Here is a 13,119-nt window from a genome sequence, read left to right on the forward strand (position 1 = left end):
CATGGCACCGGCTTCGCCGGTGTTCGCGGGACAAGCCCGCTCCCACAGGAATCGCATCAACTTTCAAAAATTGAGCAAGACAGTTGCTCCCACAGTGGATGTCAGGCTACTTCTTCGAACGGCAAGCCCACATAGTTCTCGGCAATGTTCACCAACCCCGCCGTCGATGACAGGAAATACTCGCGGTCCGCCTCCTGCATCTTCTGGTCCCAGGCATCCTTGTGCTCGCCAAAATCATGCAGCAGCTGGGTCATGAACCAGCTGAAGCGCTCGCCCTTCCACACCCGGCGCAGCGCCAGCGGCGAGTACTGCTGCAGCAGGTCGGTACGCCCCTCGCGATAGACCTTGACCAGGATGCGGTACAGGTAATTCACATCCGAGGCCGCCAGGTTGAGGCCTTTGGCACCGGTTGGCGGGACGATATGCGCGGCGTCGCCAACCAGGAACAGATGGCCGTACTGCATGGGCTCGACCACCAGGCTGCGCAACGGCGCGATGCTCTTCTCCAGGGCCGGGCCAGTCACCAGGCGCGCCGCCACATCGTCCGGCAGGCGGGCCTTGAGCTCGTTCCAGAAACGCTGGTCGGACCAGTCCTCGACGCGCTCCTGCAGCGGCACTTGCAGGTAGTAGCGGCTGCGCGTCAGCGAACGCTGGCTGCACAGCACGAAGCCACGCTCATGGTGGGCGTAGATCAGCTCATGGTTGACCGGCGGGGTGTCTGACAACATGCCTAGCCAGCCGAAGGGATACACCCGCTCGTAGTGCTTGAGCACACCCTCCGGGATGCTTTGCCGGGAGACCCCGTGGAAGCCGTCGCAGCCGGCGATGTAGTCGCAGTCCAGGCGCCGCTGCTGGCCATCGTGGTCGAAGGTCACGTAGGGCCGCTGGCCCTTGAGTTCATGGAGCTGGACATTACTGACTGAATACAGGATTGGCGCGCCGCTGGCCGAACGGGCTTCCATCAGATCGCGGGTGACTTCGGTCTGGCCATAGACCATCACCGTCTTGCCGCCGGTCAACCCTTTGAGGTCCAGACGCTGGCGACGACCACCGACCAGCAGCTCGACGCCGTCATGCACCAGCCCTTCACGGTCCATGCGCTCGGCGACGCCCGCTTCGCGCAACAGGTCGACGGTTCCCTGCTCGAGCACCCCGGCGCGGATGCGGCCGAGCACGTAGTCAGGGGTCTGGCGTTCGAGGATGACGGTATCGATGCCGGCCTTGTGCAGCAGCTGGCCCAGCAGCAGGCCAGACGGGCCAGCGCCGATGATTGCTACCTGAGTCTTCATTGTTGTTGTCTCGTATTGTTTGGGTATGCACTTGCATTTTTACGGGCATCAGCCGCCAAATAAGTGTGCAATTCCATGGAAATACTGCACTTTTACAAAAAACGTTCGATTAACGGACAGGCACCCACCCATGCAATCCACCCTCCCCGGCGTCCCATTGTTCCAGCTCTACGGCGAAAACCAGGCCTGGCCTGGCACCGACCTGCTGCATTGCGAATCGATCCCGGCGCGCAGCCGCCTGCACCATTGGGAGATCAAGCCGCACCAGCACGCCGAGCTGTTCCAGCTGCTGTATGTGCAGCGCGGCCGGGCCGAGGTGGAGATCGAGGGTGTGCGCAGCGCCATCGGCGAGGCGGCGATCCAGGTGGTGCCACCGCTGACGGTGCATGGCTTTCGCTTCAGCGCCGATATCCAGGGGCACGTACTGACCTTCGGCACAGCCCTGGTGGCCGACCTGGAACAACGCCTGGGTACGCCGCTGGGGGTGCTGACCCAGGCGGCGTGCTACCCGTTGGGCAAGGACCGTGTGCGCCTGCGCAGCCTGATCGATACCCTGCAGCAGGAGTACCAGGGCAACGCCCCGGGGCGGGCGGCCTTGCTCGAAGCCCTGGTGACGGCACTGCTGGTATGGATCAGCCGCTGCCAGCAACAGGGCCAGGCGCCGCGCAACCGCGATGAACGTGACCGGCAGTTGCTGGGGCAATACCTGCGCCTGGTGGAGGCGCACTATCGCGAGCATTTGTCGGTGGAGGATTTTGCCGCACGCTTGAAGGTTCCGAGCCTGCAGCTCAATCAGCTGTGCCGGGCGTTGTGCGGGCAGAGCGCGCTGCAGGTAGTGCACCAAAGGCTGCTGCTGGAGGCGCGGCGCAATCTGGTCTACACGCGGATGAGCATTGGGCAGCTGTCGGATAGCCTGGGGTTTAGTGACCCGACTTACTTTGCGCGGTTCTTCAAGCGGTTGAGTGGGCAGACGCCCAATGGGTATCGGCGGGCGGTGCAGCCTGGCTGACCTGCTTTTGTCTGTACTGGCCTCTTCGCGGGACAAGCCCGCTCCCACAGGTACAAACTTGTCTTCAAGAGCAGTGGAGTACTTGTGGGAGCGGGCTTGTCCCGCGAAGAGGCCCGCAAAACCGACACACCTCCACAGCCCTGCTTGACGTATACGTCAACCTGCCCTCAGGATACCGGCATACCCCACGCCGAGCCCTAGCATGAGCAGCCAGACCTACAGCATTTCCGACCTGTCCCGCGAACTGGACATCACCACCCGTGCCATCCGCTTCTATGAGGAACAGGGCCTGCTCAGCCCCGAGCGCCGTGGTCTGGAGCGCATCTATACGGCCCGCGACAAGGTCAGCCTGAAGCTCATCCTGCGCGGCAAGCGCATCGGTTTTTCGCTGGCCGAATGCCGCGAACTGATCGAGCTCTACGACCCCAGCAGCGGCAACCTCAAGCAGCTCAACAGCATGCTGGGGAAAATCGCCGAGCGACGCGCCCAGCTGGAACAGCAGATGCTCGACATCCACCAGATGCAACTGGAACTGGACACCGCCCAGGAGCGTTGCGAACAGGCCCTGGCCGCCACCTTGAACAATAACGACAACCGTTGACCTGCCACAGGAACCCCGCCATGTCCTTGCCCGAAAAAGTCCGCCTGGTCGAAGTCGGCCCCCGCGACGGCCTGCAGAACGAAGCCCAACCCATCAGCGTCGCCGACAAGGTGCGCCTGGTCGACGACCTCAGCGCGGCCGGGCTGGGCTATATCGAGGTGGGCAGTTTCGTCTCGCCCAAGTGGGTACCGCAGATGGCGGGGTCCGCCGAAGTGTTCGCCGCCATCGAGCAGCGCCCGGGCGTCACCTATGCCGCCCTGGCCCCCAACCTGCGCGGCTTCGAGGACGCCCTGGCGGCCGGGGTGAAGGAAGTGGCGGTGTTCGCCGCGGCCTCCGAGGCCTTTTCCCAGCGCAACATCAATTGCTCGATCAGCGAAAGCCTGAGCCGTTTCGAACCGATCATGGACGCCGCGCGCAGCCACGGTGTGCGGGTGCGCGGTTACGTGTCCTGCGTGCTCGGTTGCCCCTATGAAGGCAAGGTCAGCGCCGCGCAGGTCGCCCCGGTGGCCAAGGCCCTGCATGACATGGGCTGCTACGAGGTGTCGCTGGGCGACACCATCGGCACCGGCACTGCGGGCGATACCCGACGCCTGTTCGAGATGGTCTCGGCCGTGGTGCCACGGGAACAGTTGGCCGGACACTTCCACGACACCTACGGTCAGGCCCTGGCCAATGTGTACGCCAGCCTGCTCGAAGGCATCAGTGTGTTCGACAGCTCGGTGGCCGGCCTCGGCGGCTGCCCATACGCCAAGGGCGCCACGGGCAACATCGCCAGCGAAGACGTGCTGTACCTGTTGCAGGGGCTGGGCATCGAAACCGGTATCGACCTCGACCGACTGATCGCCGCCGGGCAACGCATCAGCCAGGTGCTGGGCCGGGCCAATGGCTCGCGGGTGGCACGGGCGCGCAGTGCCCAGTGATTCACACGATTGTCACAAGGGTGTGGGCGGAGTGTTACCGCCCCACGCAATTCAGCAAAAAATCGGGTAACAGGGAAACAAATCGACAGAATTTCAGGCCAGTCGCTTTTGATGATTTTCTTCAAGCCATTGATTTTAAAGGGTTTTCAAAAGTTGGCACGGCACCTGCTATATGTTTGGTACAACAACAACAAAAATGCGATACCCAATAAAAACAACAGATAACGGCTCTGACATAACAAGAACAACACGGCAGAGGCGTAGCAAGCAGATTTTTTTGGAGTCGACACGCTTTTCAGGGGTTCGCCCCGCGATCTGACACAGAACAATAAAACTACCTCAAGGTAGCGGCAGTCAGGATCGGATCTTCACGATGAAAGCAGGTCAGCGCTCAAAAAAATACGTTTGCTCTTGACCCCGCATGGGGGTCGCTCGCGACATCAAGGCAGGCTAACAAAAACAACAAATGGCCAGTCTTCAATAATAAGAAAAGAGCAGGCAACAACGCTTTGAGAGGGGAGCTTCGGCTCCCCTCAGTGCTTCCTGCCCCCCTCCTCTTCCTTCGTCTCCTCCCCTTCCTTGCGTTTCGCTTCGCCTTCTCCCTCGATCTTGTCCACCACCAACGGCATCGTCGCCAGCACCAGCAACGCCATCACGGTGCTGATCAGCGCCGTGGCTTCGCGCCCCATGCCTGCAGCCGTGCCGATGGCAGCCGTCATCCACAGCCCGGCCGCCGTGGTCAGGCCTTTGACATGGCTGGCGTCCTGGCCATTGCCTTTGAGAATCGTACCCGCACCCAGAAAACCGATACCGGCGACGATCCCCTGGACCACCCGGCTCAGTGCCTGCTCGTCGGCGCCGGCCATGCTCGGGGCCAACACGAACAGCGCCGCGCCCATGGACACCAGCATGTGGGTGCGCACGCCGGCGGCCTTGCCCTTGCTTTCGCGCTCGAAGCCCAGCACGGCGCCGAGCACCGCCGCCATCAGCAGGCGCAGGAGGATGCGGGTGACTTCAGCTTCGTCGGTGATATCGGCGAATTCTGCCTGGATGGTTTGCCAGATGGGGTCCATTGAATATCTCCCATGCATAAGCCATGCAGTGTCGATGCCGGCCCTTTCGCGGGACAAGCCCGCTCCCACACGTACCCCACCGTCTTTGAACCCAGTGCAGATCCTGTGGGAGCGGGCTTGTCCCGCGAAAGGACCTCAGAGGGTTGACCTGCCAAGCACAAACAAAGTGCCCGCCCAGCGGACCAATGCAGCAACCCGTCCACCCCAGCGGTCACAACTGGTAACCGCACCCCGGAGGACCACCCCATGCCAGTCGAAATCGAAGAAAGCACCCGCCGCTGCACACTCATCGGCGAAGACCTGCGTATCGAAGGCGAAGGCCCGGACATCGAGATCGTGACCGATGAGCAGATGCACATGTCGGTGGCGCTGCTGGCCGGCCAACGTGTTCCGATCACCGAAGCCGAAGCCGATGCACTGACTGTTGCAGGTGCGGTGGATAGCCGCAGGCACCTGAAGGCCAGCGTTCCAGGCTCGGTGATATAAGGCCTCGGACGCGATCGGCAGCCATCTGATACGGTTTTTATCGCACAACCTGAGCCTGTGCTGAAAACAGCTACGGGGCCATAGTGCTCAGGCCTGATCGAGGCCTGATGAGCACCGTAGCCATGTACGAGAAAATCGACGTCATCCAGATCGCTGCCAAGCGCCCCAGCGCCAGCGGCATCCATACCCGCAGCTTCACCGGGCTGTACCGCAACCTGCGCATTGGCTTCGCCGGGGTGCTGTTCGTGCTGTTCTTCGGCACTGCCTGGCTCGACTGGAACGGCCGCCAGGCGGTGCTGTGGGATTTGGCCAGCAGCAAATTCCACATCTTCGGCGCCACCTTCTGGCCCCAGGACTTCATCCTCCTTTCTGCCCTGCTGATCATCGCCGCCTTCGGCCTGTTCGCCATCACCGTGTATGCCGGCCGGGTCTGGTGCGGCTACAGCTGCCCGCAAAGCGTGTGGACCTGGCTGTTCATGTGGTGCGAAAAGGTCACCGAGGGAGACCGCAACCAGCGCATCAAGCTCGCCGCCGCGCCCTGGACCCTTGGCAAGCTCGCCCGCCGCACGCTCAAGCATGGTATGTGGCTGGCTATCGGCGTGCTCACCGGGCTGACCTTCGTCGGCTACTTCACCCCGATCCGCCCGCTGGCCCAGGAACTGTTCACCCTGCAACTGGAGGGCGTGGCGCTGTTCTGGGTGCTGTTCTTCACCGCCGCCACCTACCTCAACGCCGGCTGGCTGCGCGAAGCGGTGTGCCTGCACATGTGCCCATACGCGCGCTTCCAGAGCGTGATGTTCGACAAAGACACCCTGGCCGTGGCCTACGACCCACGCCGTGGCGAAGCACGCGGCCCGCGCAAGAAAGGCAGCGATGCCCGTGCGCAAGGCCTGGGCGATTGCATCGACTGCACCCTGTGCGTGCAGGTCTGCCCCACCGGCATCGACATCCGCGACGGCCTGCAGATGGCCTGCATCGGTTGCGCCGCCTGCATCGATGCGTGCGACAACGTCATGACCAAAATGGGCTACCCCAGCGGCCTGATCGGCTACAAGTCCGAGCACAGCCTGCAAGGCGGCACGACCCACTGGCTGCGCCCGCGCCTGCTGGGTTACGCCGCAGCCCTGCTGGTGATGATCGCGGCCTTGGTGGTGGCCTTGCAGCAGCGCCCGATGGTGTCGCTGGACGTGATCAAGGACCGTGGCCTGTTCCGCGAGAATGCCCAGGGCCAGATCGAGAACATCTACCTGCTCAAGGTCATCAACAAGACCGAGCACAGCCAGCGGTATCACCTGCGCCTGCTGGATGCCGACGGTTTCGCCCTGCAGGGCCGCAACGAGCTGGTGATTCCCGCCGGAGAAATGGCCGAGCTGCCGGTATCGGTGGCCCTGCTGGCCGAACGCCCGGCCAGCAGTTCGCAGGAACTGGCCTTCGAAATCCAGGACAGCGACCAACCCGAGGTGCGCAGCGTGGCGCATAGCCGCTTCGTGGCGCCGATCAATCGCTGATCCCTTACACTCATCTGTTCACCTTGCCTGCCGAGCCCCCATGAAACGTTACGAACGCTTTGCCGACGACATTGCCGAACTGATCCGCTCCGGGGTACTCGGCCCCGGCCAGCGCGTGCCTTCGGTGCGCTATGCCAGCCAGACCCACGGTGTCAGCCCGTCGACGGTGTTCCAGGCCTACTACCTGCTCGAACGCCGCGGGCTGATCCGCGCGCGGCCGCGTTCGGGCTACTTCGTCAATGCCCATGCGCCACGCCCGTTCAGTGAGCCGCAGGCCCTGGAACCGCAGAGCGAATCGACCGACGTGGATGTCAGCGCCCTGGTGTTCTCCATCCTCGAATCGATCAAGGACCCGAGCACCGTACCGTTCGGCTCGGCCTTCCCCAGCCCCGAACTGTTCCCGCTGCAGCGCCTGTCCCGCTCCCTGGCCAGTGCCAGTCGGGCGATGGACCCGCGCATGGTGGTCACCGACCTGTCGCCGGGCAACCCGCAACTGCGCCGGCAGATTGCCCTGCGCTACATGGTCGGCGGGCTGATGTTGCCCATGGAAGAACTGCTGATCACCAACGGTGCGCTGGAGGCCTTGAACCTGTGCCTGCAGGCGGTCACCGAACCCGGCGACCTGGTGGCCATCGAGGCACCGGCCTTCTATGCCTGCCTGCAGGTGCTGGAGCGGCTAAAGCTCAAGGCCGTGGAAATCCCCGTGCATCCGCGCGAAGGCATGGACCTGGCGGTGCTGGCGCAAACCCTGGACAAACACCCGGTCAAGGCCGTGTGGTGCATGACCAACTTCCAGAACCCGGTGGGCGCCAGCATGCCCGAGGCGAAGAAACAGGCGCTGGTCGAACTGCTCAGCCGCCACCAGGTGCCGCTGATCGAGGACGATGTCTACGCCGAGCTGTACTACGCCCAGCAGGCGCCCAAGCCAGCCAAGGCCTTCGATACCCAGGGCCTGGTGATGCACTGCGGCTCGTTCTCCAAGAGCCTGGCACCGGGCTACCGCATCGGCTGGGTGGCGGCCGGGCGCTTTGCACAGAAGATCGAGCGGCTCAAGCTGATGACCTCGTTGTGTGCCTCCATGCCGGCCCAGGCGGCCATCGCCGACTACCTGCAGCACGGTGGCTATGACCGCCACCTGCGCAAGCTGCGCTATGCCCTGGAAGGCCAGCAGGCCAACATGCTCGCCGCCATCGCCCGGCATTTTCCGGCGCAGACACGGGTCAGCCAGCCTGCTGGCGGCTACTTCCTGTGGCTTGAATTGCCCGAGCAGATGGACGCCCTGAAGCTGTTTCACATGGCCTTGGCGCAGGGCATCAGCATCGCCCCGGGGCCGATCTTCTCGCCCACCCGACGCTTCGGCAACTGCATCCGCCTGAACTACGGCAGCCCCTGGAATGCGACGGCGGAAAACGCCATGGAAACCCTGGGGCGGATCATCCGCTCCTTCTGAAGGCACATTGCCTGCAGCGCGACTATAGTTGGGCGACCCGATACCGGATCGCCCGCATGCCGACAGACCAACCCACCCCCACCCTCGAAGAACTTCAGGCGAAGGTGGCCGAGCTTGAAGCGCAATGCGCACAACGCGTCGACCAGGCGCAGGCCAACAGCAAGCTGCTCGGGGAGCTGGTCGATCACAGCCTGGCCAACGTGTTCGCGGCAGACCGCTGCTTTCGCCTGCTGGCCATCAACCGTACCGCGCAGGAAACCTTCAAGCGTTATCGCGGCTTCGTTCCCGAGGTCGGCGACTACATTCCGCAGATGCTTTCCCGACAGCCCGACATCATGCGCCAGCTGGAGCCGGTCTGGCCAAGGATCCTGGCGGGCGAGACATTCGTCGACATCATCGCGCTGGGCGCACCCGACGCGCTGCGCCACTACGAAATCCGCTACAACCCGCTGCGTGACGCGCAACAGGAAATCCAGGGCGGCTACCTGTTCGCCTACGACATCACCGACCGTGTCATCGAGCAGGAGCGCCTGCGCGAAACCGAAGAAGCCTTGCGTCAGTCGCAAAAGATGGAGGCGATCGGGCAACTGACCGGCGGCATCGCACACGATTTCAACAACCTGTTGGGCAGTATCCTCGCCGCGCTGGAGATGGCCGAGCAACGGCAGTCCGAAACGCGCCTCCAGGACAGCCGGCAGTTGATGGCAGTGGCCCGCCACAACACCCAGCGCGCCGCCACACTGGTACAGCGCCTGCTGGCCTTCGCCCGCCAGCAGAAACTGGTGCCGCAAGCCGTCGATGTGCAGCAACTGGTGGCCGGCATGCGCGACCTCATCGGCAGCTCGATCGATTCGCACATCACCTTCGTCGATGAAACCCTGGCCGGCCAATGGCTGATCCGGGTCGATCCGCCGCAACTGGAAAATGCCCTGCTCAACCTGTGCCTCAATGCCCGCGACGCCATGCCTTCGGGGGGTACGCTGCGCATAGGTTGCGAGAACACCCGGCTCGATCCGGACGAGGCCCGTGCACTTGATGTGCCGCCTGGCCAATACCTGCAGATCACCCTCAGTGACAACGGCACTGGCATGTCCGAACAGGTCGCACAGCGTGCCCTCGAACCGTTCTTCACCACCAAGCCGATGGGCCAGGGGTCCGGGCTGGGGCTGTCGATCGTGTACGGGTTCATACGCCAGTCAGGTGGGCAGTTGCAGATGATCAGCAGCAAAGGCCACGGCACCCGCATCCACCTCTACCTGCCCAGGGAAACCGCAGACCTGCCCGTGCCTGCGGTTCGCCTGGAGCCGGTATCGAACGCCACCCGAACGGGCCCGCATCGGGTCATGCTGGTGGAAGACCAGGACACCCTGCGCCTGGTGATCGGTGAAGTACTCGAAGACTACGGGCACCAAGTGCATACCTTCGCCGATGGCAAGCAGGCCCTGCAGGCACTGCACATGGGCCTACGGCCTGACTTGCTGATCACCGATATCGGCCTGCCCGGTGGGGTGGATGGCAATCAGTTGGCAGCCGCTTGCCTGAATATGCCCCAGGAGATCGCGGTGCTGTTCATTACCGGTTATGGGCAGGGCACCAGCATGACCAAGACCTGGCCGAGCGAGCGCATCGAGATTCTCTACAAGCCGTTCGAACTGGCCGTGCTCAAGCAACACGTCGAGCGCCTGCTGGAAAACCTGCGGGCATTGCCGTGACCGGCTATGCACCCTGTGACCGGACAGGCTAAAGTCACGCCAGTCAGTTTTCTGTCGGAAGTCGGCATGCCATCCCGCGATCTACTCGCCCTGCGCCAGCAAATCGAAGTACTCCAGCAGCGCAACGCACTGCTGGAGTCGCGCCTGACGCGCTATCAGGACCAGGACCAGAACGTCTACCGCTTTCTGTTCGACACCATGGACGAAGGCTTCTGCATCATCCAGTTCTTCGACGGCCCCCACGGCCCGCTCAGTGACTATGTGCACGTGCTGGCCAACGCCGCCTACGCCAAGCACGCCGGGATCCCCAACGTGGTCGGGCAGAAGCTGCGCGAAATGGTGCCCGAAGAAGCCGATGTCTGGGTGGCGCGCTACGGTGCGGTGCTGCGCACCGGCGAGCCGCTGCAGTTCGAGCAAGAGCTGGTTGCCACTGGCCATGTGCTGTCGGTGACCACCTTTCGCGTCGAGCCGCCCGAGCGCCGCCAGGTGGCGGTGCTGTTCAAGGACGTGACCGCGCGGCGCAAGGCCGAACTGGCCCTGCAGCAGCTCAACGAAGAACTGGAGCAGCGGGTCAACGCTGCCCTGGCAGAACGGCGCTTGTTCGCCGAGCTGGTCGAGCATGCCGTGGTCAACGTCCATGTGATCGATACCGACATGCGGTGGCTGGCGGTCAACCGCCAGGCCAAGGAGGACTTCCACAGCCTCTACGGGCGCACGCCGGAAGTGGGCGAGCACATGCCGACCCTGATGGCCAATGCGCCCGCCGATAGCCAGCAGGCGTTGGCCTTGTGGCGCCGGGCACTGGGCGGTGAGCGCTTTACCGAGGTGGTCGCTTTTGGTCCGGAGCATGACCGACGCCATTACGAACTGCGCTTCAATGCCCTGCGTGATCAGGACGGCACTCTGCAAGGCGCCTACCTGTTCGCCTACGAGATCAGCGAGCGGATCAAGGAGCAACAGCGCCTGGCCAAGGCCGAACAAGCGTTGCGCCAGGCCCAGAAGATGGAAGCCGTGGGGCAGCTCAGCGGCGGCATCGCCCACGATTTCAACAACCTGCTGGGCAGCATCCTCAACGCCCAGGAGTTGATGCGCCAGCGTTTGGACCAGGCCCGTCATGACCAACTGGCGCCGTTGCTCGAACTGTCCAGCAGCAGCGCACAGCGCGCCTCGTCGCTGGTGCACCGGCTACTGGCCTTCTCGCGTCAGCAGACCTTGCAACCGAGCGCCACCCAGGTCAACACGCTGGTCATCGGCATGGAAGACCTGCTGCGCCGCACCATTGGCCCGGCCATCACCCTGCGTAGCCACTTCGACAAACCGTTATGGCCGACCTTCATCGACCCGCCGCAATTGGAGAGCGCACTGCTCAACCTCTGCATCAATGCCCGTGACGCACTGCCAGCCGGGGGGCTGATCAATGTCCTGGGCGAGAACATCACGCTCGCCGCTGAACCGGCGCGACTGCTGGAACTGCCCAGCGGCGACTACGTGCGCCTGAGCGTGGTCGACAATGGCTGCGGCATGAGCGCGGATGTGGCGGCGCGGGCGATGGACCCCTTCTTCTCCACCAAACCCATGGGCCAGGGCACCGGCCTGGGGCTGTCCATGACCTACGGTTTCGTGCGCCAGTCAGGTGGCCAACTGCGCTTGCTGTCGACCCCGGGCGCCGGCACCCGGGTCGAGCTTTACCTGCCGCGCCATCACGCGCAAGCCGAAGTGCCCGTGGATGAACCCTCCCCTTTGCCACTTCAGGATCAACCTGCAGGCGGCCAGCGCATCCTGCTGGTGGAGGACCAGGCAGCCCTGCGCCTGGTGATCGGCGAGGTCCTGGAGGAGCTGGGTTATCAGGTTGAAACATTCGAGAACGGCCCCGCCGTGCTGGCCTACCTGCAGCACGCCGAACGCCCGGACCTGCTGCTCAGCGACATCGGCCTGCCCGGCGGCCTCAATGGCCGCCAGCTGGCCGAACGTTGCCGGCAGCAGTATCCCGACCTCAAGGTGCTGTTCATCACCGGTTACGATGAGAGCGCGGTGCTCAGCGACGGGCAACTGCTGCAAGGTACCAGCGTGCTGACCAAACCCTTCGAACTGCCGGCCCTGGCCGAGCGCGTTCGCCAGTTGCTGGAGGACGAGCGGCCCTGAGGGGCTACCCTCAGCGCCCGCCGCCCAGGTCGATGAAACTGCCGGTGGAATAGGATGCTTTCTCCGACAACAGCCAGAGAATCGCCTCGGCCACTTCCTCCGGCTGGCCGCCACGCCCCATGGGCAGGCCGGCTTCCAGCTTGCTCACCCGGTCCGGGTCACCGGACAGGGCATGAAAACCGGTATGAATGTAGCCAGGGCGCACCCCGTTGACCCGCACGCCCTCCCCCGCAACTTCCTTGGCCAGGCCAACGGTGAAGGTGTCCAGCGCACCTTTGGAGGCGGCGTAGTCGACATACTCGTTGGGCGAGCCCAGCCGCGCGGCGACCGACGACACGTTGACGATGGCACCGCCCTGGCCGCCATGCCGGCGGGCCATGCGCAGCAAGGCGTGCTTGGCGCACAGCATCGGGCCGACGACGTTGGTCTTCATCATCTTGAGCAGGCGAAACTCCGACATCTCCTCGACGCGGCTCTGCTGGCCGATGGTGCCCGCGTTGTTGACCAGCGCGGTGACCGGGCCGAGCTCCTGGTCGACACGGTGGAACAGCTGGATCACCTCGTCCTCGACACTGGCATCGGCGCGCACGCTGATGGCCTCGGCGCCGAGTGAACGCACCTGACCGAGCAGGCTTTCAGCGGCCTGGTGGTCGGTGAGGTAGTTGATGCAGATGCGATAGCCCTGTTGGGCAGCCATTAAGGCGGTGGCGGCGCCTATACCACGGCTGGCGCCGGTGATGACGATGACTTTCTCCATGGAACTGCCGGTCGTTTGGGAAGGGAGCATCGACAATAGGGGAAAACCTATCGCATGGGAATAGATCGGGTTGGGGCGGATTGGGGCGCGGCTTGGGGGCTTCGGTGAGGTTGAGATCGAGCGCCGCCCGCGCGGCGCATCGCGAGCAAGCTCGCTCCTACATTTGTTGCAA

The 13,119-nt window shown here is 63.8% G+C and carries 11 protein-coding genes; 8 read left to right on the forward strand and 3 right to left on the reverse strand.

All coding sequences use genetic code 11. The annotated features are described in order from the left end of the window. Positions 1-101 precede the first annotated feature (101 nt). Positions 102-1,289 (reverse strand): 4-hydroxybenzoate 3-monooxygenase, encoded by a 1,188-nt coding sequence (pobA, locus tag PMI38_RS15580; protein ID WP_008095728.1) that lies wholly within the window; start codon positions 1,287-1,289, stop codon positions 102-104. 130 nt (positions 1,290-1,419) lie between these two features. On the opposite strand from pobA, the gene PMI38_RS15585 reads away from it, so the two are divergent. The 3 genes from PMI38_RS15585 (at position 1,420) to PMI38_RS15595 (ending at position 3,819) form a co-directional block, all read left to right on the forward strand. Next, a complete protein-coding gene (locus tag PMI38_RS15585) occupies positions 1,420-2,298 on the forward strand; it encodes a helix-turn-helix domain-containing protein (protein WP_008095730.1) in 879 nt (292 codons plus the stop codon). Between the two features lie 202 nt (positions 2,299-2,500). After that, positions 2,501-2,899 (forward strand): MerR family transcriptional regulator, encoded by a 399-nt coding sequence (locus tag PMI38_RS15590; RefSeq protein ID WP_008095733.1) that lies wholly within the window; start codon positions 2,501-2,503, stop codon positions 2,897-2,899. 20 nt (positions 2,900-2,919) lie between these two features. Next, positions 2,920-3,819 carry a hydroxymethylglutaryl-CoA lyase gene (locus PMI38_RS15595; protein WP_008095735.1) on the forward strand — a complete coding sequence of 300 codons (900 nt, stop codon included), beginning with the start codon at positions 2,920-2,922 and terminating at the stop codon, positions 3,817-3,819. A 533-nt stretch (positions 3,820-4,352) separates the two neighbouring features. On the opposite strand, the gene PMI38_RS15600 is transcribed toward PMI38_RS15595, so the two are convergent. After that, positions 4,353-4,892 (reverse strand): MgtC/SapB family protein, encoded by a 540-nt coding sequence (locus PMI38_RS15600; protein ID WP_008095737.1) that lies wholly within the window; start codon positions 4,890-4,892, stop codon positions 4,353-4,355. Positions 4,893-5,138: 246 nt separating this feature from the next. Here PMI38_RS15600 and PMI38_RS15605 point away from each other — a divergent pair, with 246 nt between their 5' ends. The 5 genes from PMI38_RS15605 to PMI38_RS15625 all read left to right on the forward strand — a co-directional run bounded on the left by PMI38_RS15605 (position 5,139) and on the right by PMI38_RS15625 (position 12,190). Then, positions 5,139-5,378, forward strand: a complete 240-nt coding sequence (locus PMI38_RS15605) for a DUF3203 family protein (RefSeq protein ID WP_008095740.1) — start codon at positions 5,139-5,141, stop codon at positions 5,376-5,378. Between the two features lie 122 nt (positions 5,379-5,500). After that, positions 5,501-6,886 carry a cytochrome c oxidase accessory protein CcoG gene (ccoG, locus tag PMI38_RS15610; protein WP_043273734.1) on the forward strand — a complete coding sequence of 462 codons (1,386 nt, stop codon included), beginning with the start codon at positions 5,501-5,503 and terminating at the stop codon, positions 6,884-6,886. 40 nt (positions 6,887-6,926) lie between these two features. After that, positions 6,927-8,336 (forward strand): GntR family transcriptional regulator MpaR, encoded by a 1,410-nt coding sequence (gene mapR, locus PMI38_RS15615; protein WP_008095742.1) that lies wholly within the window; start codon positions 6,927-6,929, stop codon positions 8,334-8,336. 56 nt (positions 8,337-8,392) lie between these two features. After that, the gene (locus tag PMI38_RS15620; RefSeq protein WP_008095744.1) at positions 8,393-10,048 is read left to right on the forward strand and encodes a PAS domain-containing sensor histidine kinase; all 1,656 of its coding nucleotides are present in this window, start codon (positions 8,393-8,395) and stop codon (positions 10,046-10,048) included. A gap of 66 nt (positions 10,049-10,114) precedes the next feature. Then, entirely contained in the window at positions 10,115-12,190 is a 2,076-nt protein-coding gene (locus tag PMI38_RS15625) for a PAS domain-containing protein (protein ID WP_008095745.1), read from the forward strand. A 10-nt stretch (positions 12,191-12,200) separates the two neighbouring features. Here PMI38_RS15625 and PMI38_RS15630 read toward each other — a convergent pair whose 3' ends face one another. After that, positions 12,201-12,947: an SDR family oxidoreductase gene (locus tag PMI38_RS15630; protein ID WP_008095747.1), complete on the reverse strand. Its 747-nt coding sequence runs from the start codon at positions 12,945-12,947 to the stop codon at positions 12,201-12,203. Positions 12,948-13,119 lie beyond the last annotated feature (172 nt).

Source organism: Pseudomonas sp. GM84, from assembly GCF_000282535.1.
Lineage (GTDB): Bacteria > Pseudomonadota > Gammaproteobacteria > Pseudomonadales > Pseudomonadaceae > Aquipseudomonas.